Source organism: Aeromonas hydrophila subsp. hydrophila ATCC 7966 (assembly GCF_000014805.1).
In the GTDB taxonomy this organism is placed as follows: Bacteria; Pseudomonadota; Gammaproteobacteria; order Enterobacterales; family Aeromonadaceae; genus Aeromonas; species Aeromonas hydrophila.
This window is the reverse complement of the sequence record NC_008570.1, coordinates 1,543,005-1,569,015: the sequence shown is the minus strand read 5'-3', so window position 1 is coordinate 1,569,015 and position 26,011 is coordinate 1,543,005. Positions and strand designations below refer to the sequence as shown.

The following is a 26,011-nucleotide window of genomic DNA, read 5'->3' as shown; positions in this document are numbered from 1 at the left end:
CTGCATCGACTCATGACCACAAGGGCCATCCAGGATGGCCCTTGTTTTTTGACGGTCTCAGCCACCGCGCCCCCCTGCCTTCTGCCGACAAATTTCTTGATGTGCGGCATAAATTCATCAGATCCTGCTGTCGTCCTCTGCCGGGTTGGCTATCATGCCCGTCTGGCTATCACTGCGCCTTGACCCTCGCCGGGGCCACCACAGTCACCCGGCACCAGTTCAGGAAGAACATCATGAAAGGCTACTGCGGATTATCCGTTTTACTGCTGGCGCTGCTGGGCAGCCCGGCGCATGCCGCCTGTGACAAGGGGGTGGCGCTCAGGCTGGCCAAGGCGTTCTGGAACGAGCACAAGGATTTCTATTACGCCGACCCGGCGCCGCTCAAGGCGCTGCTCACCCCCGACTTCTTCGCCGTGCTGAGCAGCGAGGCCGCCTGCAACGCCGATGGCGAGGTGTGCGCCATCGATGCCGATCCCTGGATCAACGCCCAGGATGGCGAGGTGAGCGAACCCGTCAGCTTCACCCTGGCCAACGAGCAAGAGCAAGGGGTAACGGTCAGGATGCAGTATCTGTTCGCCCTCTCCGACACCCAGAAAGAGCCGCAGACCGTCAGCCTCCACTTTCAAAAGAGCGGCGACAATCGCTGCTACCTGATGGATGACTTCATCCCGCCCGGCGACGGCTCGCTCAAGCAGCGCCTGCGCCAATGGCAGAACCACAACGCCATCGAACCACAATAAAAAACCCCCGCCGTGCTGGCGGGGGTTTTACATTCTGCCGGGCCACGTGCGCATCAGCGCAGGGCTGGCCACGGGATCACTCCTCCACGGCCTCCGGCTGAGGCTCTTCAGCGCGGATCTGCTGCAGCTCTTCGACCCTGGCCTGCCATTTGTCGTGGGCCTGTTTGCGCTCCTGTTGCTTGAACTCTTCGCGCATGGTGTCGATCTCTTGGACCAGTTTTTCCATCGGGATGTCTCCTTACATCTAGGTGAACATGACAAGTAAAACGGGTTGACGGCACACTCCGCATCAAGGGCGTTGGCCTGTCGGTTCATCAGGTTTGACTTCCGGTTTGCCAAAACTGTCCAACTAAATAAACGATTGGATATGCAAAAAGCAATCTAAAAAATGATTAAACGTCTCCCAACAGGCCATCAAAAGGAGGTCAAAACCGCCTCTTCCCACTCTGACCAAGAAAATGCAAAATATTAATTATCAAATAGTTAAATGCATACTACTGCAAATCCGCACACCCTTTTCAATCGGCCGATTATGCACTGATTTTTCATCCCCCCCTTCTTGCGTTTCCTGCCACCCCGCCACCGTGAGCATCCCCCACGGCCAGGCCACCGCTTTTGCCGACCGGCTCACAATTTTCCCGCCCGCTCGAGCGCACAAATCTCCATCCCGTCGCCTGCCGACAGCATTCAGGCTCACCACTTATTGGTCATCAGCCGCACTAAGATTAAAAATAATCGACTGTTTTGAAATGCATTATTATAAAAACCAGTTCCCCCGTACAGGCAGGACAAAATGCGAGCAGGGTCACAGGCAGGCACCGTCGGCACAAAAATCCAGTAAAGGGCACATATGTCCGATTTCGGCCAAGCCCTCTGGGAGAAACAATAGGCAGGTCAACCCGTTGCACCACCGTTTTCAACAGGACCAGCTCCATTCGGACGGCACCAGCCAGGAGAGAACCATGCTCACCACCCTGATAGATGAAGGATTGATCTGCCTCGATCTTGCGGCCCGCGACAAGCAGGCGCTGTTTGTCGAACTGGCCGCCAGGCTCAAGGCCAGCGGCAAGATAGCCAGTCAGGATCAGTTTATCCGCGACCTCTGGGCGCGAGAGGAGCTGGACAACACCGGCTTCGAGCAGGGGGTCGCCCTGCCCCACGCCAAGAGCGAGGCGGTGCGAGAACCCGCCATCGTGGTCGGCATCAGCCGCCAGGGCATCGACTACGGCGCCGAAGATGGCGAGCCCTCCAGGCTGTTCTTCATGATTGCCTCCCCGGCGGGCGGCGCCAACCACCATATCGAGGTGCTGGCCGAGCTCTCCACCAAGCTGCTGGAACCCGGTTTCATCGCCAGCATGCAGGCGGCCACCAGCCGCACCGAGGTACTCGCCTTGCTGGCCGCACCAGGGCCATCCGCAGCCCCTGCCCGGGCGCAACCCGCCCAGCCGGCGGAGGCGCAGGAGCGCGGCATCAAGGCCCAGCTCAACACCCTCAAGCAGCACCTGCTGTTCGGCACCTCCCACATGATCCCCTTCATCGTCGCGGGGGGCGTGCTGCTGTCGCTGTCGGTGATGATCAGCGGCAAGGGCGCCGTGCCCGAGGCGGGCGTGCTCAAGGACATGGCCGACATGGGGATTGCCGGGCTCACCCTGTTTACCGCCGTGCTGGGCGGCTACATCGCCTACTCCATGGCGGACAAACCGGGCCTGGCCCCCGGCATGATCGGCTCCTGGATTGCAGTGCAGCAGTTTCACACCGGTTTTCTCGGCGCCATCCTGGTGGGCTTTATCGCCGGCCTCATCGTCAACCAGCTCAAACGCATAAAACTACCGGACTCCATGAGTTCGCTCGGCTCCATCTTCATCTATCCCCTCATCGGCACCTTTCTGGTGTGCGGCATCGTCATGTGGGTCATCGGCGCCCCCATCGCCGCCATGATGGAAGGGATGAACCACTGGCTCTCCAGCATGGCGGGCTCCGGCAAGGTGATGCTGGGTGCCATCCTCGGTGGCATGACCGCCTTTGACATGGGCGGCCCCATCAACAAGGTGGCTACCCTGTTCGCCCAGACCCAGGTCAACACCCAGCCCTGGCTGATGGGCGGGGTCGGCATCGCCATCTGCGTGCCACCGCTCGGCATGGCGCTGGCAACTCTGCTCTCGCCCAAGCGCTACAAGAAAGAGGAACGTGAAGCGGGCAAGGCGGCCGCCATCATGGGCATGATCGGCATCAGCGAGGGGGCCATTCCGTTTGCCGCCGCCGACCCGGTGCGGGTCATCCCGGCCATCGTCGCAGGCGGCATCGTCGGCAACATCACCGGTTTCATGATGCACAGCATCAACCACGCCCCCTGGGGCGGCTGGATCGTGCTGCCGGTAGTGGAGGGCAAGATGGGCTATATCCTCGGCACCCTGCTCGGCGCCCTCACCACGGCCCTTATCGTCAACCTGCTGAAAAAGCCGGTCAGCGACACCGAAGAGAGCAACGAGCGCCTGGAGGAGTACCAGATCATCGAGGCGGAAGGGGAAGCCGAAGTGCTGGCCATCACCGCCTGCCCCTCCGGCGTGGCCCACACCTTCCTGGCCGCCAAGAGTCTGCAAAAAGCGGCCGCCAAGGCCGGCATCAAGCTGAAAGTGGAAACCCAGGGCGCCAACGGCATCATCAACCGCATTACGCCCAAAGACGTGGCCAACGCCCGCTGCGTCATCCTGGCCCACGACGTGGCCATCAAGAACAAGGAGCGCTTCGCCCATATCGAGGTCATAGACGTCAAGACCCGGGAGGCAATCCACAACCCGGAAGGGCTGCTGGCCCGCACCCAGCCGGGGCGCCAGGTGGCCTGATAACGGACTTGAGAGTACCTACGACAGAGGGGGCCAAGGGCCCCTTCTTTTATCTCGGTATCAGGCAACAGCAAACCCTGCTCGTCAGCCGCCCGAACGGGGATAGCGCCCTCCCCCTCAGGATCGATAAGATAGGAGCCATATTGTGCCTTCGCATGCCAGCCGGCCTCGCGACCGCACCTGGATGGAGCCTTGCACTGATGGAATTGACGGACGTACTGCTCACCCTGGCGGGTCTGGTGACCGCCGGCATCATTCTCAAGAATCGCGCGGTGACCCAACCCGACTGGGACAAGCTGCCCACTCTGCCCGAGTACCTCGCCCGCCATCCCGAATGCGCCACCGACGATAGTGAAAACGCCAGCTGCTGTGCCTGCGGCTCTCACAAGGTGCTATTTCAGCCGCTGACCGGCGCCGGCGATTACCGTTTGCGCCACACCTGCCTGGCCTGTGGCAAGGTGCTGTTTCGCAGCCGCGCCATTCTCTGACGGATTCCTATATCAACTAGATGAGTGAAGGGACGCCCAGTGAGTGACCGAACAGCCGCCGCCCGTTGGCGCTGGCTTCGCCAACATATAAAAACATTGCGCAATGCTGAGCTGGAACCCGAAGAAAAGGGGACGACTTGGCGCTTTGCGGGATTGATCGTGGCGGCCATTCCTGCCCTGACAGCAGCGACCTACCTCCTGGGGATGGCCTATCACTATGGCTATACTCTGGCGTTTAACCTCGACTATGCCGAATTTTCTCCACCGGCGGATTATCTGCTGGCCCTTGGCCTTCTCACGACTCTCAATATGCTCAAACCCTGGATGTGGCCTGTATTGGGTAGCATCTTCACGATTTTTTCAGTGGCGATCACCCTACTCATCTGCGCTCGCTGGCGAATTCATCTCACATGGCTGTGGCAAAGCTCAATGTTCTATCGTTGGCTGATCAAAAGAGCCAAAAAGATTGGACGCTACCCCGCCCCCTCTCTTTTCAGAGCATTTGTTTGGATGGGGAATAACTATTACAAATTTGCCTTCTTGTCGTTATCCATATTGATCCCCGTCATGGGTGCGCTCTGGTTCTTTGTGAAAGGTGTTGAAGAGGCACAAACACAGATCACCCGCCTCGAGCAAAACAAGTGGCCGCAGACAGAGGCCCATAGTCAGTCGCTTATGCTCGGGGATGAGCCCCATATCCGCATCGCCTGCAACGCTTCCCACTGTGCCTATCGCCTCAAGGGGGGTGATACCCTGATCCTCCGCTTTGATCAGATAGAAGAGACCCGCTATCGGCCTGACAAGGCCGCCTCGAAATAGCAACCGCCGCCCGAGGGCGGCGGCGCGCTATCTGGCCAGCAGCTCTTGCAGTGCGCTGATAAGGGCGTCTAGGCCTTTCTCTACTTTCGAGCGAGGGCAGCCGACGTTGAGGCGAAGATAGCCAGTGCCTTCCGGGCCATAGGTGTCGCCGCGCATGATGGCGACCCGGTATTTTTCCACCAGCAAGGTTTGCAGCGCATCCATCCGCTCGGTGGTGTCGATGCCAAGGCAGCTCAAGTTAATCCAGGCGAGATAGGTCCCCTCGGGCACACGATAGTCGATGGTGGGGAAGGCGGCGTTTAGCCGTGCAGCCACCTGGGTCAGGTTGCCGTGCAGATAGGTTTTGAGCGCATCAAGCCAGGCGCCGCCGCTCCGATAGGCGCTGATATGGGCCAGCACCCCGAGAATGGGGGGCGATGAGAGGCCATGGGCCGCCTTGAGCCGCTGCAGATAGGCGGCCCGAGCCTCGGCGTTGGCAATAAAGGCGTAGGCGCCGCCAAGGGCCGGAATATTGAAGGATTTGGAACCCGAGCTCACCAGCGCCCAGCTCTCGTCCTCTGCTACCTCGCTCCAGGGCAGGTAGCGGGCAAAGCTCACATCCATATGGATGTCGTCCGAGATAACCTTGACCCCGTAGCGCTGGCAGATGGCGGCCATCCGGCCGAGTTCATCCCGCGTCCAGACCCGGCCGGTGGGGTTGTGGGGGCTGCACAGCAGCAAAATCCGGCAATCGGAGCGGGCCGCTTGCTGCTCGAAGCATTGCCAGTCGATCTGGTAACTCCCCTCTGTTTTTTTGAGCGGGCAAGGCAGCAGCACCCTGTCGTTGGCGGCCAGCATATTGCCGAAGGCATCGTAGGCGGGGGTATGTACCAGCACGCCTTCGCCGGGCGCAGACCAGAGGCTCACCAGCTGGGCGATGATGTAGATGACCGAGGGGCCGTAGACTAGGGTGTCAGGGTCGAGCTGCGCCCCGTAACGGCTGGCAAACCAGTTGCTCACCGCCCCCTTGAAGTCGTCGTGATTCCAGCGGCTGTAGCCAAAGACCCCGTGCTCAAGGCGCTTGGCCAGGGCCGCGCGAATGCAGGGGGCTGTCTCGACATCCATGTCGGAGATGGTAAAGGGGAGCAGGTCGGCGTGGCCGAAGCGGTCGGCCACATAGTCCCACTGGGTGCAGTAGGTGCCGTGGCGATCGACGACGCGATCAAAATCAAAGGAGTCTGTATTGGCCATCTTTTTCTCACCAGTAAAACAGCAATGAACAAGGGGGCATGGCCCCCCCGACGTACGTTAACAGAGGGCAGACTCAGGCCCCCATCAGGCTCTGCAGCTGGTTTTTCACCAGATGGACCTGGGGCCCGATCACCACCTGCAGGTTGTGCTCGTCGAGCTTGATCACCCCGATGGCGCCGTTCGCCTTCAATACCTTGTCATCGACCCGGCTCATGTCCTGCACCGACATCCGCAGGCGGGTGATGCAGTTATCGAGCGCCAGGATGTTGTCGGCGCCGCCCAAGGCGTTCAGGATCACCTCGCCGTTGTAACCGCTGTTGCCAGCCTTCTTGCCCGCGGGCTGGGCAGCCTCGCTGGCCTCAATCTCGCGGCTCTCTTTTTCACGGCCAGGGGTTTTGAGGTTGAAGCGCACGATGGCAAAGCGAAACACCCCGTAGTAGATGGCAAACCAGATGGCGGCTGCCACCGGCACCAGATACCACTTGGTGGCGGTGCCTTGCAGCACGCCAAACACCAGAAAATCGATGAGGTTGCCGTCGGTGTTGCCGATGGTGACGCCGAGCAACCCCATGGTCATAAAGCCCAGACCCGTCAGGATGGCGTGAATGACGTAGAGCACCGGCGCCACGAACAGGAACAGGAACTCCAGCGGCTCCGTGATGCCGCCGATGACGCAGGCCACCACACCGGAGACCAGCAGCGCCTTGATCTTGCCGCGATTTTCCGGGCGGGCGCAGTGATACATGGCGAGCGCCGCCCCTGGCAGACCGCCGAGGAAGGCCGGCATCTTGCCCTGAGAGAGGAAGGAGGTGGCCGATACCGAGAACTGGGCGGTGTCGGCGCAGGAGAGCTCGGCGTAGAAGATGTTGAGTGCGCCGCTCACCTCGTTGCCGCACACCAGCGATGTGCCGCCCGCCTCGGTAAAGCGGATCAGCGCCACCAGAATGTGGTGCAGGCCGAGCGGCAGCAGCAGCCGCTCACCGGTACCAAACAGGAAGGGGCCAAAGGGGCCGGCGTGGGAGATGAGCGTCCCGATGCCGTTGATGCCGGCCGCAAACCAGGGCCAGACCAGGGGCACCACCAGACCGACCACCCCCAGCACGATGGCGGTGATGATGGGCACGAAGCGGGCGCCGCCGAAGAAGGCGAGCGCATCGGGCATCTGGTAGGTGTAGAAACGGGCGTGCAGTTTGGCGACGATCACCCCGACGATGATGGCCCCCAGAATACCGGTGTCGATGGAGCTGATGCCGAGGATGGATTTCACCCCGTAGGCCTTCTCTGCCGCCCCATCACCGATGACATTGGCCACCGTGAGGTAGAAGTTGATGGAGAGGTTGAGCGCCGCATAGCCGACGAAACCGGCAAAGGCCGCCACCCCCTTCTCTTCCCGTGCCAGACCCAGCGGAATGGCCACCGCGAACATCACCGGCAGGTAGATAAAGGCCACCAGCCCGACCTTGGTCATCCAGAGGAACAGCAGTTGCAGCACGGTATTGTCGAGGAAGGGCATGCTCTGCTTGACCGCATCGCTGGTGAGCGAGCTGCCGACACCGAGCAGAATGCCCGAGAAGGCCAGCAGGGCCACCGGCAGCATGAAGGTCTTGCCGAGACTCTGCAGGAACTCCCAGATGGTGGATTTGGCGGGGGACTTGGCCATGTGTCAGATCCTTGTGAGGTGAGGGTCATTCGATACGCCTGCCCGGTAGCCTCCCTGACGGATGGCAACGGCGAACCGTATCTGGTTTTGCTGGATGATAAAACGTTTTATCAACTCACAAGTGCCGACAGGATCACAGTTCAACCGCCCTGCTGGACGCTGTTCCTCAAATTTGTGAGGCAGATCCATGGACGCGGGATGTAACGTTTCACTCGGCAACCCAAGCGGGTATGCTGTGCACCTCCTCTCTTCGCCTTGATCGCCACCGCCTGCCTATGTCGCCCAAACCGCTGCTCGCCAACAACCCCAAGATCACCGACGTGGCCCGGCTGGCCGGGGTCTCGGTCACCACCGTCTCCATGGTGCTGCGCGGCAAGGGGCGTATCTCGCCGGCCACCGCCGAGCGGGTGCAGCAGGCGATAAAAGAGCTCGACTACGTGCCCAACAGCGCCGCCGCCAACCTGCGCAGCCAGCAGTCCAACCTGGTGGGTCTGATCCTGCGCGACATCACCGACCCCTTCTACACCGAGGTGACCGCCGGGGTGAGCGAGGTGCTGGAGCAACAGGGCTATCTGCTGTTTCTGACCCAGTGTGGCCACAGCCCGGAGCGGTTGCAGCAGAGCATCCAGTCCCTGTCGCGCCAGGGGGTGGCGGGCATCATCTTCAACCCGGTGCGCGGCGCCGCCGCCAAGCCGCTGGAGCACCTGCTCGGCTCGGCGCTGCCGCTGGTGTGCGCCGCCCGTTCCTACTATCGGGACGACGTGGACTTTATCGGCCCGGACAACACCCACGCCGCCCAGCAGGCCACCACCTATCTCATCGAGCAGGGCCACCGCCATATCGCCTACGTCGGCGGGCGGGCCGACTCCCTCACCCGCGCCGAGCGCATCGGTGGCTACTGTGCCAGCCTGCTGCAATACGGCCTGCCCTTCAAACCGGAATGGGTACTGGAGTGCGAGCGCACCCAGCGCAGCGCCGCCGACACCATCGCCCAGTTGCTGCACCGGCACCCCAAGGTGACTGCCGTGCTCTGCCACTACCCGGAGGTAGCCCTCGGCGCCATCTACGGCGTCGAGGCGAGCGGGCGCAGCGTAGGCAAGGACAACTACGTCGGCCAACAGGTGGCCCTGCTCGGCTTTGACGATGTGGCGGAGGCCGAACTCACCTTCCCCGCCCTCACCTTCGTCAGCTCGCCGGCCCGCGACATCGGCCGCCAGGCGGCCCTGCGCCTGCTGACCCGATTGCAGCAACCCGAGCTCGCCCCCAACCGCCATCTCATCATCCCCAGCTTGCAAAAGCGGGCATCGGCCTGAGTTCGCTGGGTGGCAAGCCCCCCCTTCACTTTTCCTGCGCCTTGATCCAGCGTCTATAGCGGGCGTTGCCAAGCAGGGTCTGCCACTGCTGGCAGGCCAGCGCCAGGGCGGGCGCGATCTTGGGGCGGCTCGGCTGCCCGCGCCCCAGCCGCCGCAACTGGTATTTCACCATCGCCATGTAACCTACCGAGGCCAGCACCTTGTTGCGCCAGGGGATGGGCCTGAGCTCGGCACTTGCCGCCTGCTCACGGTGCCATCTTGCGGGCAGATCCGGGGCGATGGCCAGCGCAGTGGCCATGCCGGCGACCGCCACCCCGCTGCCAAGCACCTGCTCCACCACCGGGTAGCGGCGAATTCCCCCGGTCACCATCACGGGCATATGGGCAACAGAGACGATCTCCCGAGCGAACTCCAGAAAATAGGCCTCCCGCGCCAGAGTCCGACCATCGCGGGCCTGGCCGTGCATGGCGGGCGCCTCGTAACTGCCGCCGGATAGCTCCACCAGATCCACCCCGATCGGGTTGAGCATCTCCACCACCGCCTTTGCATCCTCGGTGCTGAAGCCGCCACGCTGAAAGTCGGCGGAGTTGAGCTTGACCGACAGTGCGAAGCCGCTGCCCGCCTGCTGGCGGATCCCTTCAACTATCTCCAGCAGCAAGCGGGCGCGATTCTCAAGGCTGCCGCCCCAACGATCGCGGCGCTGGTTGGTAAGTGGCGAGAGGAACTGGCTCAGCAGATAGCCGTGCGCGGCATGGATCTGTACCCCGTCAAAACCGACACGCTGTGCCAGCAGCGCCGTGTTGATGAAGCGCGCCTTCACCTCGGCAATGTCGGCCTCGCTCATGGCTCTGGGCGGAGAGAACTGCCTCGAGAAACTGCCGAGCGCCATGGGTACGGCGGAAGGGGCCAGGGTGGGCTGCCCCAGCGCCGCCGGCATCTGGCGACCGGGGTGGTTGATCTGCATCCAGATCTGGGCGCCACCGCTCTTGGCCGCCTCGGCCCAGGCACTGAAACGCCCGGCCAGCGCTGGGGAGAGATCGTGGGAATCTAGTACCACGCCCCCCGGCCCCGTCATGGCGTGGCCGTCCACCATTACATTGCCGGTGATGAGCAGGCCGGCGCCACCCTCTGCCCAGGTACGATAGAGCTGGATCAGCGCCTCTGAGGGGGCATGGTCATAGTCGGCCATGTTCTCTTCCATGGCGGCCTTGGCGAGGCGGTTGATAAGCTGGCTGCCATTGGGCAGGGTCAGGGGAGTAAATGGGTTCATGGCGATCTCCTCGGTAGTGAGGACCCCACCATAAGTTTGAAGCTGACTTGAAGGTCAAGCCCCTTTATCGGGATGCCATCGCGATGGGAGAAATGGTCTCCACCCGCACAGCCCATAGGACCGTTGACATTCAAGCGGGCTTTCACCCTAGAATTCCCCTTGATCCCCCCTTTCGGCGGGCAGACCCGCCAACCCGCAGCCCAGGAGGCAAGATGAAGATCGGTGAACTGGCCAAACAGACCGGCATGGCGGCCTCCACCATCCGCTTCTACGAAGCCAGAGGCCTACTCAGCAAGGTACGGCGGGGTACCAACGGCTATCGCGACTACCCGCCCGAGACGGTACCCTTGCTGACCATCATCGGCCAGGCGCAGCAGGCAGGCTTCTCCCTCGACGAGATCAAGCAGTTGGTGCCCGCAGATATCAGTTCTTGGCAACACGCCCCGCTACTGGCGGCGCTCGAGGCCAAGGTGAGCGACATAGAAGCGCTGGAGACAAGACTTGCCCACAGCAAGCAGCAATTGCAGGCCCTGATCAGGCTGGTGGAGTCCAAACCCGACGAGATGCCGTGTGAAGAGAACGCCGCCCGGGTATTGGCTAGCATGGGTATTCCCTCCCCCGAGGGCATCGCAACAAACACCATCGCAGCCAAGCCCGCTACGCGCCCCAAAAAGTGATCCCGCTCGCAACCAGCACACGCCCCCAGCATGGGGGATTGAGAGCCAACTGAAGAAGACTATGATGGGCGCGCCATCCATAACAGGTCATCATCATGACAACAGAGCGCACCGCCCACTCCCAAAGCGAGCCACCGAGTGAAATCCATCGCTGTGACAAATGCCGGGAGCGCACCCGCCATATCGTGGTGCTGGTCGCCCGCGATCACACTCAGGACATCATGCCCAAGGATCCGCGCAAAGCCTTCTGGCAAGCCTTTACTTCCAGCAGCATCACCAACTGGGCGTTTGGTGAAACGCTGGCTTACCAGGCCACCCATGTAAAGCACCTGATCTGCGAGCGCTGCGGCGAGAAGTTTCTGGAGTATTGAGGCCCAGAGGACAGCACACCCCGGACCGTCACAGCGAGATAAAAGAGAGAAAGATGAAGTTTGTCGAGATGGACCCCAATCAACTGCCGCTGGCGCTGCTGCTGGAGGCCGATCCCGCAGAGCAGCGCATTGCCGCCTATCTGCCCGGCGCCTGGGGCTTTGCCGCCCTGGCGGGCAACGAGGTAGTAGGCGCCTGCGTGGCAGGTCTGGTGGGGGAGCAAACGGCCGAAATCTTCAATATCGCCGTTGACCCCACTAGACAGCAGCAAGGCATCGGCTACGGCCTGCTGCACTTCGTACTGACCAGCCTGGCCGAGAAAGGGGTATGCCGCGTCGAGCTCGGTACCGGCAGCTTCGGCCACCAGCTCACCTATTACCAGCGCCACGGCTTTCGCGTCGATGCCGTCATCAAGGATCACTTCCTTATCCACTACCCGGAGCCCCTGATGGAGCACGGCATCCAGCACAAGGATATGCTGCGGCTCTCGCTGGTGCTGGAGCCCAATCCCCCGCTCCATAGCGGCCAGTAACCCGTCGCTACCGGCAGGCGGAAGCCAATCAACCCTCTTCCTTATTAAGTAATTTGTTGATCTGAGGCTGATTTTGTTCAGCTTCCTGTTTTGCCACCCAATCACCTTGGTTAAGATGCCCACTTGGAAACCATTTATGCAAAGACACATCTGTGCGGCCGTTTCGCCATCCACCACATCGCCGGATGACCGTAGCAGGCTGGAGGCTGTAATCCACGGTCGGTAGCGTGGAATTCCGCCTCTTTATTCAACTCAATTTAAGACGCTCCGAGACAGTAAATAAACGACGCAAGCAGCACTTTACAAAAGTTCAAGTGGCAGGATAAATCAACATGAAATTACTTATCATCATCACAACTTTATTACTATGCTTCTCCATTTCTGCAAAAGCAGACGCCACATTTATAATTGACGGAGTGAAAGTAGATATTAAAAAGAGGGTGAATGCTTTTACTTGATGACAGCAGGAAAAGAAAAGCAGCAACTTAAATGTATTGATGATAATTTGGAGTCTGATATTTTTATACAGGATTTCAACTTTGATGGTTATAAGGACATTGCCATTACCAACTATCTTGGCATGGTAAATAATATTTTTCATGTGTTCTTATATGATCATATGAATGCAATATTCAAAGAGCTAAAATTTGCAGACTCGAAGACACCTACATCTGCCTGCGAAGATCTCTATAACCTTTCAGTTCGATTAGATGATCTTTCTTTGGTTAGCTCTTGCCGCTCCGGCCCTGTATGGTATTACGATACTTACCGATATAACGCCCAAGGTGAACTCTGGCTATATAAAACAACAGAGTATCAGATCCAAAACTCCGAAATTGATACCTTCCCTCTTTACGAGCACACATTTAATCAGAAGGGAGAGAAACTGGACACCGTTGCGATTGATTTTGATGGCAAGAAAATTCTCTGGTCAGTCACATCCGAGAAAGCCTTTCTCTACTCATCACCTGAAAAAAAATCAAAGACCAAAGCCTATCTTATTCATAACGACAAAGTAGAAATTCTCGAGCAGAAAGATGACTGGATTAAGATCCGATTTGCCTCCAGAAAAGGCCCCCTTGTCCGTTGGCTCTATCTTCCAGAAGCAATAGCCAAAAGTTAACCTAGAACTTTTAATACCCAAGCGTACTTAGACATTCACGTCATCAATTCGGTAGGGTGCAATAAGAGCAGCGCATTGCACCTCTACCTTTTCTGCCTCCAAAAAAACGGTGCAATTCACTTCGTTCATTGCACCCTACCGGGCCAATGCCTGTGCTTTCACTCGCGCGTTGTGGTGGGCTGTCTGGCTCCCATGGCTCAACCCATTTCTCCACCTTTCCCCTCGCCGACCTCCCCTTACCAAGCACCCCGTCACCGCCATTTATGTGCACCAGCTCACACCCCGCCCGCTCTTTTCATCTCACAAATTTACAGTTCCTCACCGATTCTAGGCCGGATAATATCACCCTCCATCATAAAAGCACGTTGAAAGAATCAACATCAAGATACTGATTTTTAAAAATAAAAAATCACTTATCGATTCAATTCAGACCCATTTTGTCAGCTGGTCTGCTGTGCGATCGGGGTCACACTCGAGGTGGTTGCGCACAAAAATCCAGTATTTCGCAGTTTTGTCCGATAGGTGCGCAGCTCAGCGGGCGGGATAATAGTGGGGTCACTTTTGTCTGCATCTCCTGGGCGCTAGCCCAGGAAAAGATGCCAACAGGCTCCGGCCAGGAGCAGGGAGAACGCCATGATCACCACCCTTATCAACGAGCAGCTGATCGCGCTCGATTTAAAGGCCACTCGCAAGGAGGAGGTCTTCACCGAGATGACCCGCCTGCTCGCGGCGCAAGGCAAGGTCAGCAACGAGCAGCAGTTCATCAAGGACTTGTGGGCCCGGGAAGAGCTGGACAACACCGGCTTTGAAGAGGGCGTTGCCCTGCCCCACGCCAAGAGTGCGGCAGTGAGCACCCCGGCGGTGGCCATCGGCATCAGCCGCGCCGGTATCGAGTACGGCGCCGAGGATGGCAAGCCCTCCCGACTGTTTTTCATGATTGCCTCCCCGGCTGGCGGCGCCAATCACCATATCGAGGTGCTGGCCGAGCTCTCCGCCAAGCTGATTGAAGAGGGCTTTATCGATGCCCTGCTGGCAGCCAAGACGCCTACCGATGCGCTGGCCCTGCTGCTCGAGAAGAAAGAGCCGCAAGTGGCCACCCCGGCCGCCGACAAGGGGCTGATCATCGGCGTCACCGGCTGCCCGGCCGGCATCGCCCACACCTATCTGGCGGCAGAGTCCCTGGAGCGCGCCGCCAAGGAGCTGGGCTTTGAAGTGAAGGTGGAGACCAACGGCTCCATCGGCGTCAAGAACAGCCCGACTGCGGCCGAGATTGCCCGCGCAAGCGCCATCGTGGTGGCCTGCGACAAGCAGGTGGACATGGCCCGCTTCAACGGCAAGCCGCTCATCAAGACCGGCGTGAAGGCTCCCATCAAGGATGGCAAGGGGCTGATTGAGCAGGCGCTGAAGGCCCCCGCCTATGTGGCGGACAAGGATGAGCGCAAGAGCGAAGAGAAGAGCTCAGGCGGCAGCTCGGATCTCTACCGTTATCTGATGAACGGCGTCTCCCACATGATCCCGTTTGTGGTCACGGGGGGTCTGCTGATCGCCCTGGCACTGGCCATCGGCGGCGATCCGACCCCGAGCGGCATGCAGATCCCGGCAGGGAGCATGTGGAACCAGATCCTCAACGTGGGGGTCGCCGCCTTCACCCTGATGATCCCCATTCTGGCGGGCTACATCGCCTACGCCATCGGTGACAGACCGGCACTGGCACCGGGCTTTATCGGCGGCTGGATCGCCAACAACGGCAGCTTCTACGGCGCCGACGCCGGTACCGGCTTTATCGGTGCCATCATCGCAGGCCTCTTGGTCGGTTATCTGGTGCGCTGGATTGCCACCCGCCACTACCACAAGATGGTGCAACCGCTGGTGCCGATCCTGATCGCCCCCATCGTCGGTTCCCTGTTTATCGCTGCGGTCTTCATCTTCATCATCGGCGCCCCCATTGCCGACATGATGACGGGTCTGAACGCCATGTTGCTCTCCATGAGCGGCGGCAGTCTGGTGCTGCTGGGGATCGTGCTGGGCGGCATGGCCGGCTTTGATATGGGTGGCCCGGTCAACAAGGTGGCCTTCCTGTTCTCGGTGGGGATGATCGCCTCCGGCCAGACCCAGTTCATGGGTGCCATGGCCTGCGCCATCCCGGCCGCGCCCCTTGGCATGTCGCTGGCTACCGTACTGGGTCGCAAGCTCGGCATCTTCGACGCCACCGAGATTGAGGCGGGCAAAGCCGCCGGTGCCATGGGCCTGGTGGGGATCTCCGAAGGTGCGATTCCATTCGCCGCCCGTGATCCGCTCGCCGTCATCCCGGCCAACGTGCTGGGCAGCATGACCGCCGCCGTGATGGCCTTCCTGTTTGGCATCACCAACAGCGTCGCCCACGGTGGCCCCATCGTGGCCCTGCTTGGCGCCGTCAACAAGCCGCTGCTGGCCCTGCTCTGCATGATCTGCGGCGCTATCGTCACCGGAGTGGTGGCAGTTGCCCTGAAAAAACTGCGGGTCAAGAAGAGTGACGAGGTGACCCTGGCCAAGGCCGCCTGATCCCCGCCCAACCAAGTCGCCCCTGCTGGCGGCGACCAAACCGGACGAGGCCACCTGCGGGTGGCCTCCTCTTTTGTCGGGTTCGAGAGAGCCCGTTCACCTCTGCTGTACACCGCCGGCTTGTGATCCTCTTCACGCTTCGCGGCCGGATCCCGCCAAACTAGGAAATTTTCCTACCCCCCCTAGGGATGGCTCTCACGCCATTTGCAGCGTGCCTCATTAAAGTCACGCTACCTGATGTCGTTACCCGACCCGCGCCATGGCGCAAGGGACGGGCATGGGTTCAATCGACAGGGACTCGCCGCGCACCGCGCCCGCTTCCTGTTGTTCTTTCCGTGGCGTGACCTCCAACTCCAATCAAAAAGTGAGGAACGCGGCGGAAACAGCGTCTATCTCGCAGAGGATGAACGAAGATGTTTAAACTGCTCGAACAGGTCCGGGTCCCCACCCTGAACCTGCCGGTCGAAGCCCGGCGCAAGCTCTGGTTCAAACCGTTTATGCAATCCTATCTGGTTGTGTTCATCGGTTACCTGACCATGTATCTGATCCGCAAGAACTTCAACATTGCGCAGAACGACATGATCCAGGAGTACGGTCTCTCCATGACCGAGCTCGGCATGATCGGCCTTGGCTTCTCCATCACCTACGGGGTGGGCAAGACCATCGTCTCCTACTATGCCGATGGCAAGAATACCAAGCAGTTCCTGCCGCTGATGCTGATCCTCTCCTCCCTCTGCATGCTGGGCTTCAGTGCCAGCATGGGCGGTACCGGTTTCAGCCTCTACCTGATGATCTTCTTCTACGCGGCCAGCGGTTTCTTCCAGAGCTGCGGCGGCTCCTGCAGCTACTCCACCATCACCAAGTGGACGCCCCGCAACAAGCGCGGCACCTACCTCGGTATGTGGAACCTCTCCCACAACGTGGGCGGGGCCGGTGCGGCCGGGGTGGCGCTGTTCGGTGCCAACTACCTGTTCGATGGCAACGTGCTCGGCATGTTCATCTTCCCCTCCATCATCGCGCTGATCGTCGGCTTTATCGGCCTGCGCTTTGGTAGCGATTCGCCGGAAGCCTATGGCCTGGGCAAGGTGGAAGAGCTGTTTGACGAAGTGGCCAGCGAAGAAGATATCGCCACCGAGGAGCAGCAGCTGACCAAGTGGCAGATTTTCGTCAAGTACGTGCTGATGAACAAGGTGATCTGGCTGCTCTGCTTTGCCAACATCTTCCTCTACGTGGTGCGTATCGGTATCGACCAGTGGTCCACCGTCTATGCCCACCAGGAGCTCGGCTTCTCCAAGGAAATCGCCATCCAGGGCTTTACCTTCTTCGAAGTGGGCGCCCTGGTCGGTACCCTGATGTGGGGTTACCTCTCGGATCTGGCCAACGGTCGCCGTGGTCTGGTGGCCTGCGTGGCACTGGCGCTGATCATCGCCACCCTGGGCCTCTACCAGCACGCCACCACCCAGTTCATGTTCCTGGGCTCCCTGTTCCTGCTGGGCTTCCTGGTGTTCGGTCCGCAGCTGCTGATCGGCGTGGCCGCCGTGGGCTTCGTACCCAAGCAGGGCATCAGCGTGGCCGATGGCGTCAAGGGCACCTTCGCCTACCTCATCGGTGACAGCTTCGCCAAACTGGGTCTGGGCATGATTGCAGACGGCACCCCCATCTTCGGCCTGACCGGCTGGACCGGCACCTTCGCGGCGCTGGACATGGCCGCCGCCGCCTGTCTTGTGCTGATGGCCTGCGTAGCGGTCGCCGAAGAGCGCAAGATCCGCCGCATCAAGCGGGAGCTGAAAGCCGCCACTTTGGCGACCCAGTCCGCCTGAACCAGCGCGAACTGAAGCCGCCACCCTGGCCACCCAGTCCGCCTGAGCCCTAGCATCCGGGCAGTCACTGCCCGGTCGCACGGTTTCACTCCGTAGTGTGCATTCGGCCCGCCTTCTGGCGGGCCGTTTTTTATCCCCTGTTTTCCCCACTTGTCCCTTTTGGGGCCATAAATTCGCCGACCCCTTGCCCATCCCTTCAGCAGAGCGCAGTCGGGATCCCATTTTTGCCTCCGCCCCTTTGGCAAGGCCGCCCCTTGGCGCTATCTTGTTGCCCCACCCGAATTTGCCGTGAGAGCCCATGAAGATCCTCGCCGTCACCGCCTGCCCTACCGGCATCGCCCACACCTACATGGCCGCCGAAGCGCTGCAAAAAGCCGCCGACAAGCTGGGGCTCAAGATCAAGGTCGAAACTCAGGGGGCCATGGGGCTGGAGAACATCCTCACCGCCCGCGACATCGCCGGCGCCGATCTGGTGCTGATCGCCTCCGATATCGAGATTGAGCAGAAGGATCGCTTCCTCGGCTGCCCTATCCACCAGGTCAAGCTGGAGGCGGTGCTGCTCGATGCGGTGGCCGTGCTCAAAACCGCCGCCCCCGGCGTCTGAATGCTGATCCGCGAGATCTCCTTTCACTGCCGGCTGGGGCTCACCATCACCCAGGCCAAGCAGTTGAGTCGGCTAGCCGGGCTGTTCAAGTCCCATATCCAGTTCATCAACGTCACCCGCCGCCAGGCGGTAGAGGCAACCAACCAGCTCTCCCTGCTCACCCTGGCCACCCAGCCCGGCGATCTCTGCCTGCTGCTGATCGAGGGGCTGGATGCCGAGCTCGCCCACATGGCCTTCACCTGCTGGTGCGTGGAGCTGGGCCAGCCGCTGGGACGCCCCGGCAGCGCCGCCCTGGCCGAGCAGCGCCTGGGCCAGGCGCTGCCCGACTATTGCTTCACCCTGGCTCAGCTTGGCCATGCCACAGCCCCCCTTGACAAGGCCCAGGCACTGGCGGTGCTGGTGGATCTGCTGCCCGCCCCGCTGATAAGCGACAGGCCAGCGCTGGAGCAGGCCATCGCCGCGCGCGAGCAACTGTCCGCCACCATTATCCGGCCCGGGCTCGCCATGCCCCATGTCATCTGCCCCGCTATCCGTCGACCCGCGCTCTCGCTGCTCAGTAGCAGCGAGCCCATCGAATGGGGCTCCGTACTCGGACCGGTGCAGACCCTGATTTTGCTGGCAGTGCCCGCCGGCCTGGCTCCCGAGCAGTTGCGCCCCCTCACCCGGCTGGCCCGCGCACTGATGGACGAGCAGGTAGGCACAGCGCTGCTGCACGCGAGCTCCGCCCCCGCCCGTCAGGCCATCGTCATCGACGGCCTGCTCGGCTGAGCCGTCCCCGTCGTTCATGCCCGCGACAGCCCCCTGTGGTACACTCGCCCTTCCCCTGTTTTTGGTATGCATGCGATGAAATCAGCCCGTCCCCGTCTCTCCCTCTCCGCCCGCCCTGACACCGAGCACAAGGCCAAAGGGCCCGCCACTGCGCGACCATCCCAACGCCGGGAAGTGCAACACGCCATGAGAGACAGGGAGGGCGAGCGCAAACCGGCCCCCGCCCCGGCCGATCGCAAGCTGCTGCTGTTGAACAAGCCCTACATGGTGCTCTGTCAGTTCACTGACGAGGCGGGCCGCGAGACCCTCAAGGATTACATCACCGAGCCCGGCATCTATGCCGCGGGCCGGCTCGACCGCGACAGCGAGGGGCTGTTGCTGCTCACCAACGACGGCAAGCTGCAGGCACGCCTTACCCAGCCGGGGGAGAAGACCCCCAAGACCTACTGGGTGCAGGTGGAAGGAGTGCCGAGCGAGGAGAAACTGGCTGCCCTGTGCGCCGGCGTGGAGCTCAACGACGGCATGACCTTGCCCGCCGGGGCGCGCATCATGGAGGAACCTGCCGTGTGGCCACGCAACCCGCCCATTCGCGAGCGCAAGGAGATCCCCACCTGCTGGCTGGAGATCAAGATAGTGGAGGGGCGCAACCGCCAGGTGCGGCGGATGACCGCCCACATCGGCCACCCCACCCTGCGTCTTATCCGCTACGCCATCGGCGACTGGTCCCTCGACGGGCTGGCACCGGGGGAGAGCCGCGCCCTGCCCGCTCCCGAGCTGGCCCCGGCGCCACGGCCAGCTACCACGCAAGGGAAAGCACAAACATCCGCCAAGCCACAGGGAGCAGGCCAGCGAGGCGCACCGCGAGCGGCTCGCCGCCCCCAGCATCAGGGCCAAGAACAGGCACCCGGCCAAGGGCGGGGCAGCCGCGAGGCCGAGCCGCACCCCGGCCATCGCAGCGGCGGGCGCGGCACCGCCCGTCGCCCGGCCCGCAGCAAGCCGGCGGAATGATACGAGTAAGCCATTTGGCCAGCGTGCGTCACCTGAACAGCACAGTTGAATCCAGCGCCCCACCGGGGCACAGCCAACCAGACAAGGAGTCCCTTATGAGCGATCACCCACCGCTGCCCACCCGCCTCACCGTGGCCGCCCTGGTACACTGGCAGGGCCGCTTTCTGCTGGTAGAAGAGGAGATCAAGGGCCAGTGCCGCTTCAACCAGCCCGCCGGCCATGTGGAGCCGGGGGAAGATCTTATCCAGGCGGCCTGCCGCGAGCTGAAGGAAGAGACCGGGCTCACTGCCGCTCCCACCGGCTGGCTCGGGGTCTATCTCTACAAACCGGCGGACAGCGAGGCCACCTTTGTGCGCACCGCCGTCATCTTCGACCTTGAAAAGGCGCCGGGTCAGCACCATCCAGAGGATCCTGACGGCGACGTGCTGGCCTGCCACTGGCTCACCCTGGCGGAGATCGCCGAGTGCAAACCGGCTCTGCGCAGCCCCCTGGTGTGGCAGTGCATTCAGGACTATCTGGCCGGCACCAGGCTGCCGCTGTCGGCCCTCAAGGCCTTTATCTGAGAGCCTGCCCATGCTCTTACTGCGAGGCCGTGATCAAGGCTCATGTGCTGCTCGCTTGTTTGCAATCAGGAAAGCTCACGTATATCTATACGTTCCGGTTCCTGCGCTGCTCTTTACCTTGCTGACGGCCTCTTGTGACAGATCGTGAACAGGCTATGCGGGACCGTTTGGCGCCACTTTTTCATCATGGCGCCGACAAATAGAAAAACGATTTCCTGCTGCCGAGTTCCTGATGGGAACGGCGGCATGGATATGTGACCGGGGGCGCGAAATTCTGGTAGAATACGCCCCGTTTAAACGAACTGGTAACTTCGACTAATGACAGACAACAGCCAAATCAAGGTGATCGTCGGCATGTCCGGCGGCGTGGATTCTTCCGTCTCGGCCTACCTGCTCCAGCAGCAGGGCTATCAGGTCGAAGGCTTGTTCATGAAGAACTGGGAAGAAGACGACACGGACGAGTACTGCTCTGCCGCCCAGGATTTGGCTGATGCCAAGGCCGTCTGCGACAAGCTGGGGATGAAACTCCACACCATCAACTTCGCCGCCGAGTACTGGGACAACGTATTCGAGCACTTCCTCGAAGAGTACAAGGCCGGCCGTACGCCGAACCCCGATATCCTGTGCAACAAGGAGATCAAGTTCAAGGCGTTCCTGGAGTTTGCCGCCGAGGAGCTGGGTGCCACCTACATCGCCACCGGCCACTATGTGCGCCGTGACGATAGCACCGGCCGCCCGCGCCTGCTGCGCGGCCTGGATACCAACAAGGATCAGAGCTACTTCCTCTACACCTTGAGCGAAGCTCAGGTGGGTCAGAGCCTGTTTCCGGTCGGCGATCTTGAAAAACCGGAGGTGCGCCGCATCGCCGAGCAGCTGGATCTCATCACCGCCAAGAAGAAAGACTCCACCGGCATCTGCTTTATCGGTGAGCGCAAATTCAAGGACTTCCTGGCCAAGTTCCTGCCCGCCCAGCCCGGTCCCATCGAAACCGTGGACGGCAAGGTGATCGGCGAGCATCAGGGCCTGATGTATCACACCCTGGGTCAGCGCAAGGGGCTTGGCATCGGCGGTCGCAAAGATGCCACCGAAGAGGCCTGGTACGTGGTCGACAAAGAGGTGGAGCGCAACACCCTGGTGGTGGCACAGGGCGAACATCCCCGTCTCTACTCCGATGGCCTGATCGCCAGCCAATTGCACTGGGTGGATCGCACCCCCATTCGCGCGCCGCGCCGCTGCACCGTCAAGACCCGCTATCGGCAGGAAGATATTCCCTGCCTGATCCAGCCCATCGACGATGAGACCATACGGGTCATCTTCGACGAGAAACAGGCGGCGGTCACCCCGGGTCAATCCGCCGTCTTCTACGACGGGGAAGTGTGTCTGGGCGGCGGCATCATCGAACAACGTTTCAGCCATCCGGTCTAAGGGCTGGGCGCTCACGAGCGTCCGCGCTGTACTCCCTTCTCCCCTCGCGGGAGAAGGGTTGGGGATGAGGGGATAACCCCCCTCACCCTGACCCTCTCCCTGAGGGAGAGGGGACAAAGACAAAACAGCACAAGGCAGCGATACATGATTGGCAACTTCCAGGCCGGCTCATGGCATCGGCCGGTGAATGAACAGAACAGGGCTGTGAAGATATGAGCGACAAATTCCAAGACAGAACCATGGCCTTTGCCGGCATCTGCCAGGCCGCCTATCTGGTACAGAAGGTGGCCCGTGACGGCAGCTGCGACGAGGCGGCCCTGCGCGAGAGCCTCTCCAGCATTCTGGTGACCAACCCGAGCCAGCCGCTCGAGGTGTTCAACAACACCCATCTGGCCATTCGCGACGGCTACCGCGCGCTGGTCGAGCAGCTGGGCGCCGACGGCAGCCAGAAGAATGCCGAGCTGACCCGCTACGTGGTGAGCCTGATCGCGCTGGAGCGCAAGCTGGCCAAGCGCAAAGACATCCTCAACATGCTGGGTGAGCGGATCAGCCAGATTGGCCGCCAGCAACAGCACTTCGATCTGCTCGACGAGCAGATCCTGGCCAACATGGCGAGCATCTACAGCGATCTCATCAGCCCGATCGGCCCCCGGATCCAGGTGGCGGGTACCCCGCTGTTCCTGCAGCAGCCGCTGGTGCAGCACAAGGTGCGCGCCCTGCTGCTGGCCGGCATCCGGGCCTGCGTGCTGTGGCGTCAGCTCGGCGGCAGCCGCACCCAGATCATCTTCGCTCGCAAGAAGATGGTGGAGCTGGCCAAACGTTACTAATCATCGGCTTGTGCGCGGGCCGAGGGACGACAGCAAGGCGGGCAGCCGCACATCCCCCTTGCTGACAACCCGGGCCCACGCGCGAGTGGATACGGATCCCCCACACCAATCATCAGGAGTTCACCCCATGGAGCTGTCCGCGCTGACTGCTGTTTCCCCGATTGACGGTCGTTATGGCGACAAGGCCGATGCCCTGCGCCCTATCTTCTCCGAATTCGGCCTGCTGCGTTTTCGCGTCGAAGTCGAGGTGCGCTGGTTGCAAAAACTGGCCAGCCACGCCGGGATCCCGGAAGTCCCTGCCCTGAGCGCGACCGCCAGTGCCCTGCTCGACGGCATAGTCCAGAGCTTCAACGAGCAGGATGCCGCCCGCATCAAACAGATCGAGCGCACCACCAACCATGATGTGAAAGCGGTGGAGTACTTCCTGAAAGAAAAAGTCGAAGTGAACCCGGAGCTGGCAGCTGTCAGCGAGTTCATCCACTTCGCCTGCACCTCGGAAGACATCAACAACAACTCCCACGGCCTGATGCTGAAAACCGCCCGCGAAGAGGTCATCAAGCCTTACTGCGAGAAGCTGATTTCCGAGCTCAAGCGCCTGGCCCACGAGTACCGCGACATGCCGCTGCTGTCCCGTACCCACGGTCAGCCGGCGACCCCGAGCACCATGGGCAAGGAGATGGCCAACGTCGCCTACCGGCTGGAGCGCCAGTACAAGCAGATCATGGCGGTAGAGATCCTCGGCAAGATCAACGGCGCGGTCGGCAACTACAATGCCCACATCAGCGCCTACCCGGATGTGGACTGGCACCAGTTCTCCGAGGAGTTTGTCACCTCCCTCGGCCTTTCCTGGAACCCCTACACCACCCAGATCGAGCCGCACGACTACATCGCCGAGCTGTTCGACGCCATGGCCCGCTTCAACACCATCCTGATCGACTTCGATCGCGACGTGTGGGGCTACATCTCCCTGGGCCACTTCAAGCAGCGCACCATCGCCGGCGAAATCGGCTCCTCCACCATGCCGCACAAGGTCAACCCCATCGACTTCGAGAACTCCGAAGGCAATCTGGGTCTGGCCAACGCCGTGTTCCAGCATCTGGCGAGCAAGCTCCCCATCTCCCGCTGGCAGCGGGATCTGACCGACTCGACCGTGCTGCGCAACCTTGGTGTGGCGGTTGGCTACTCCCTGATTGCCTATCAGGCGACCCTCAAGGGTATCTCCAAGCTGGAAGCCAACGACGCCGCCATGGCTGCCGATCTGGATGCCAACTGGGAAGTGCTGGCGGAGCCGATCCAGACCGTGATGCGCCGCTACGGCATCGAGAAGCCCTACGAGAAGCTCAAAGAGCTGACCCGTGGCCGCCGCGTCGATGCCGAAGGGATGCGTACCTTTATCGACACCCTGGAGTTGCCGGAAGCGGTCAAGGTCGAGCTGAAGAAGCTGACCCCGGCCAACTACATCGGCGACGCCCAGCGTCTGGTCGATCTGCTGAAATAAGCGGATAAGTGACACCACCGGGGCCCTGTGCATGATCTGCAACAGGGCCCCGGTTATTTTATGTGGCACCCTATACACCCTTTGCAAGAGGTCTTGCCCGAGGCCAGCCACCGCCTCCGGCAAGACCTCTCTTGACCTTTGTCGAACCCTTTGACGAGAAGACCTATGTACCAACTCAATCTGGATATCGCTCACTTCCTCGAGCACTACTGGCAGAAGCGCCCACTGCTCATCAAGGGCGGCTTCACCGACTTTCAGGATCCCATCAGCCCGGACGAGCTGGCAGGTCTGGCCATGGAAGAGGTGATTGAATCGCGCCTGGTCACCCGCTTCAACAACAAGTGGGAGGCGGCTCACGGCCCCTTCGAATCTTACGATCACCTAGGTGAAGAGAACTGGACCGTGCTGGTGCAGGCCTGCAACCACTGGGCCCCCGAGGTCAACGAGCTGGCGCTGCCGTTCCAGTTCATTCCGGGCTGGCGTTTTGACGATGTGATGGTGAGCTTCTCCACCCCTCACGGCGGCGTCGGCCCCCACATCGACAACTACGACGTCTTCATCACCCAGGGCCAGGGCAAGCGCCACTGGCGCGTCGGCGATGCCAAGCCCTTGAACGAGTTCGCCGCCCACGCTGCCCTGCTGCACTGCGAGCCGTTCGAGGCGATCATCGACGTCATCATGGAGCCGGGCGATATCCTCTACATCCCGCCTGGATTCCCCCACGAGGGCTACGCCATCGAGCCGTCCCTGAACTTCTCGGTGGGCTTCCGCGCGCCGGATGCCAAGGCGCTTATCTCCTCCTTTGCCGATCACCTGATCGACAACGAGGTGCGCACCGAGCGTTACGGCGATGCCGATCTCAAGCCTCGCGCCCGCCACGGCGAGATCCAGCCCCACGAGCTGCACCGTCTGCGCGAGCTGATGCAGCAGGCCCTCGATGACGAGACCCTGTTCAAGGAGTGGTTCGGCACCATGATCTCCGAGGCCAAGCACGATCTGGACGTCAATCCGGTGGAGCCGGACTACAGCGCCGAGGAAGTGGCCGACCTGCTGACCCAGGGCGAGCCCGCCATCAAGGTGCCGGGCCTGCGCACCGTCTGGTTCAGCGGCGAGAGCCAGCAGTGCTACATCGACGGCGAAGCCTGGACGCTGCAGAGCGAAGATGCGGCAGCCATTTCGCTCTTGTGCGACAAGGACATGGTCACCCAGGCCGACATGGTGGAGCTTGCCGATCAGGCCGGCTTCCTGCAGCTGCTGACCCGGTTGGTCAACCGCGGCTACTGGTTCTTCAGCTGAGCTGACGGACAGAGATAAAAAAGGCGCCCGAGGGCGCCTTTTTCACAGATATAGACCATTCATGCCTCGAGCGGCGCTTCGTCAGGCAGCTCGTCAAACAGCGGGTGGTAGAGCACTTCGCCCTGCATCCCGGTCAGGCCGCCTTCCTGCAGCTCCATCGCCATGAAGCAGTCGGCGGGCACTTCGTAGATGCAGTGCAGGCCGAACTCGCTGGCGGGGCGAAAACCGAAGCGGCTGTAATAGGTCGGGTCACCCAGCACCACCACAGCCTTCCAGTCCATCTCCAGCGCCGTGTCCAGCCCCTCGCGTACCAGATCCGACCCTATGCCCTGCCCCTGCCAATCGGGATGGACCGCCACGGGCGCAAGACCGAGCCAAGGCCCTTCCATGCCGTTAATGGTGATCGGGCTCAGCATCAGGTGCCCCATGAACTCGTACTCCTCCTCCTCGACCATGGTCACCACGGCGGCGCCACATTCGCGCAGGCGGTTGACCAGTTCGGCCTCGTCGGAACGGCCAAAGGCGGCGCTCACCAGGTCATAGACCGGCAGCATGTCGCCGGGGCGCTCGGTTCTCAGCATACAGCGTTACTCCTCG

At 61.3% G+C, this 26,011-nt stretch carries 25 protein-coding genes; 20 read left to right on the top strand and 5 right to left on the bottom strand.

Annotation, left to right across the window (positions count from 1 at the left end; genetic code table 11):
* Positions 1-233 precede the first annotated feature (233 nt).
* Entirely contained in the window at positions 234-740 is a 507-nt protein-coding gene (locus AHA_RS07210) for a hypothetical protein (protein ID WP_164927588.1), read from the top strand.
* A gap of 76 nt (positions 741-816) precedes the next feature.
* Here the strand turns inward: AHA_RS07210 and AHA_RS21690 are convergent, their stop codons facing one another.
* Entirely contained in the window at positions 817-966 is a 150-nt protein-coding gene (locus AHA_RS21690; protein WP_011705333.1) for a hypothetical protein, read from the bottom strand.
* 736 nt (positions 967-1,702) lie between these two features.
* Between AHA_RS21690 and AHA_RS07205 the strand changes: the two genes are divergently transcribed.
* From AHA_RS07205 to AHA_RS07195, 3 genes are all read left to right on the top strand, one after another.
* Positions 1,703-3,583 carry a PTS fructose transporter subunit EIIC gene (locus AHA_RS07205; protein ID WP_164927587.1) on the top strand — a complete coding sequence of 627 codons (1,881 nt, stop codon included), beginning with the start codon at positions 1,703-1,705 and terminating at the stop codon, positions 3,581-3,583.
* 200 nt (positions 3,584-3,783) lie between these two features.
* The gene (locus AHA_RS07200; RefSeq protein ID WP_041217730.1) at positions 3,784-4,071 is read left to right on the top strand and encodes a hypothetical protein; all 288 of its coding nucleotides are present in this window, start codon (positions 3,784-3,786) and stop codon (positions 4,069-4,071) included.
* A 39-nt stretch (positions 4,072-4,110) separates the two neighbouring features.
* Positions 4,111-4,890, top strand: coding sequence for a hypothetical protein (locus tag AHA_RS07195; protein WP_237701969.1), 780 nt, complete (start codon positions 4,111-4,113; stop codon positions 4,888-4,890).
* 27 nt (positions 4,891-4,917) lie between these two features.
* On the opposite strand, the gene AHA_RS07190 is transcribed toward AHA_RS07195, so the two are convergent.
* Both AHA_RS07190 and malX read right to left on the bottom strand, forming a co-directional pair.
* Complete coding sequence (locus tag AHA_RS07190; protein WP_011705329.1) at positions 4,918-6,120, bottom strand: MalY/PatB family protein; 1,203 nt, start codon at positions 6,118-6,120, stop codon at positions 4,918-4,920.
* Between the two features lie 73 nt (positions 6,121-6,193).
* Entirely contained in the window at positions 6,194-7,780 is a 1,587-nt protein-coding gene (gene malX / locus AHA_RS07185; protein ID WP_011705328.1) for a maltose/glucose-specific PTS transporter subunit IIBC, read from the bottom strand.
* A 275-nt stretch (positions 7,781-8,055) separates the two neighbouring features.
* Here malX and AHA_RS07180 point away from each other — a divergent pair, with 275 nt between their 5' ends.
* Positions 8,056-9,093: a Mal regulon transcriptional regulator MalI gene (locus tag AHA_RS07180; protein WP_011705327.1), complete on the top strand. Its 1,038-nt coding sequence runs from the start codon at positions 8,056-8,058 to the stop codon at positions 9,091-9,093.
* A 25-nt stretch (positions 9,094-9,118) separates the two neighbouring features.
* Here AHA_RS07180 and AHA_RS07175 read toward each other — a convergent pair whose 3' ends face one another.
* Positions 9,119-10,363, bottom strand: coding sequence for an NADH:flavin oxidoreductase/NADH oxidase family protein (locus tag AHA_RS07175; RefSeq protein ID WP_011705326.1), 1,245 nt, complete (start codon positions 10,361-10,363; stop codon positions 9,119-9,121).
* A gap of 212 nt (positions 10,364-10,575) precedes the next feature.
* Here AHA_RS07175 and AHA_RS07170 point away from each other — a divergent pair, with 212 nt between their 5' ends.
* The 15 genes from AHA_RS07170 to AHA_RS07105 all read left to right on the top strand — a co-directional run bounded on the left by AHA_RS07170 (position 10,576) and on the right by AHA_RS07105 (position 25,414).
* Positions 10,576-11,040, top strand: coding sequence for a MerR family transcriptional regulator (locus AHA_RS07170; protein ID WP_011705325.1), 465 nt, complete (start codon positions 10,576-10,578; stop codon positions 11,038-11,040).
* A gap of 95 nt (positions 11,041-11,135) precedes the next feature.
* Complete coding sequence (locus tag AHA_RS07165; RefSeq protein ID WP_011705324.1) at positions 11,136-11,411, top strand: hypothetical protein; 276 nt, start codon at positions 11,136-11,138, stop codon at positions 11,409-11,411.
* 53 nt (positions 11,412-11,464) lie between these two features.
* Positions 11,465-11,941: a GNAT family N-acetyltransferase gene (locus AHA_RS07160; RefSeq protein WP_011705323.1), complete on the top strand. Its 477-nt coding sequence runs from the start codon at positions 11,465-11,467 to the stop codon at positions 11,939-11,941.
* A gap of 332 nt (positions 11,942-12,273) precedes the next feature.
* Positions 12,274-12,399: a hypothetical protein gene (locus tag AHA_RS21935; RefSeq protein WP_256681946.1), complete on the top strand. Its 126-nt coding sequence runs from the start codon at positions 12,274-12,276 to the stop codon at positions 12,397-12,399.
* The gene (locus AHA_RS07155) at positions 12,399-13,064 is read left to right on the top strand and encodes an XAC2610-related protein (RefSeq protein WP_077392360.1); all 666 of its coding nucleotides are present in this window, start codon (positions 12,399-12,401) and stop codon (positions 13,062-13,064) included. Before AHA_RS21935 ends, AHA_RS07155 begins: the two co-directional genes overlap by 1 nt.
* A 633-nt stretch (positions 13,065-13,697) precedes the next feature.
* Positions 13,698-15,605 carry a PTS fructose transporter subunit IIABC gene (locus AHA_RS07150; protein WP_011705322.1) on the top strand — a complete coding sequence of 636 codons (1,908 nt, stop codon included), beginning with the start codon at positions 13,698-13,700 and terminating at the stop codon, positions 15,603-15,605.
* Between the two features lie 413 nt (positions 15,606-16,018).
* Positions 16,019-17,425 (top strand): hexose-6-phosphate:phosphate antiporter, encoded by a 1,407-nt coding sequence (gene uhpT, locus AHA_RS07145; protein WP_011705321.1) that lies wholly within the window; start codon positions 16,019-16,021, stop codon positions 17,423-17,425.
* Positions 17,426-17,723: 298 nt separating this feature from the next.
* On the top strand, positions 17,724-18,029 hold the full coding sequence (locus tag AHA_RS07140; RefSeq protein WP_011705320.1) for a PTS fructose transporter subunit IIB: 306 nt from the start codon (positions 17,724-17,726) through the stop codon (positions 18,027-18,029).
* Entirely contained in the window at positions 18,030-18,797 is a 768-nt protein-coding gene (locus AHA_RS07135) for a PTS sugar transporter subunit IIA (RefSeq protein ID WP_011705319.1), read from the top strand.
* Positions 18,798-18,863: 66 nt separating this feature from the next.
* On the top strand, positions 18,864-19,805 hold the full coding sequence (locus AHA_RS07130) for a pseudouridine synthase (RefSeq protein WP_011705318.1): 942 nt from the start codon (positions 18,864-18,866) through the stop codon (positions 19,803-19,805).
* Between the two features lie 95 nt (positions 19,806-19,900).
* The gene (locus tag AHA_RS07125; RefSeq protein ID WP_011705317.1) at positions 19,901-20,368 is read left to right on the top strand and encodes an NUDIX hydrolase; all 468 of its coding nucleotides are present in this window, start codon (positions 19,901-19,903) and stop codon (positions 20,366-20,368) included.
* A gap of 318 nt (positions 20,369-20,686) precedes the next feature.
* A complete protein-coding gene (gene mnmA, locus AHA_RS07120) occupies positions 20,687-21,793 on the top strand; it encodes a tRNA 2-thiouridine(34) synthase MnmA (protein WP_011705316.1) in 1,107 nt (368 codons plus the stop codon).
* A gap of 212 nt (positions 21,794-22,005) precedes the next feature.
* Positions 22,006-22,620, top strand: a complete 615-nt coding sequence (hflD, locus tag AHA_RS07115) for a high frequency lysogenization protein HflD (protein ID WP_005334622.1) — start codon at positions 22,006-22,008, stop codon at positions 22,618-22,620.
* Between the two features lie 127 nt (positions 22,621-22,747).
* On the top strand, positions 22,748-24,118 hold the full coding sequence (gene purB / locus AHA_RS07110) for an adenylosuccinate lyase (RefSeq protein WP_011705315.1): 1,371 nt from the start codon (positions 22,748-22,750) through the stop codon (positions 24,116-24,118).
* Positions 24,119-24,283: 165 nt separating this feature from the next.
* Positions 24,284-25,414: a ribosomal protein uL16 3-hydroxylase gene (locus tag AHA_RS07105; protein WP_011705314.1), complete on the top strand. Its 1,131-nt coding sequence runs from the start codon at positions 24,284-24,286 to the stop codon at positions 25,412-25,414.
* Between the two features lie 59 nt (positions 25,415-25,473).
* On the opposite strand, the gene AHA_RS07100 is transcribed toward AHA_RS07105, so the two are convergent.
* Positions 25,474-25,995: a GNAT family N-acetyltransferase gene (locus AHA_RS07100; RefSeq protein ID WP_011705313.1), complete on the bottom strand. Its 522-nt coding sequence runs from the start codon at positions 25,993-25,995 to the stop codon at positions 25,474-25,476.
* Positions 25,996-26,011 lie beyond the last annotated feature (16 nt).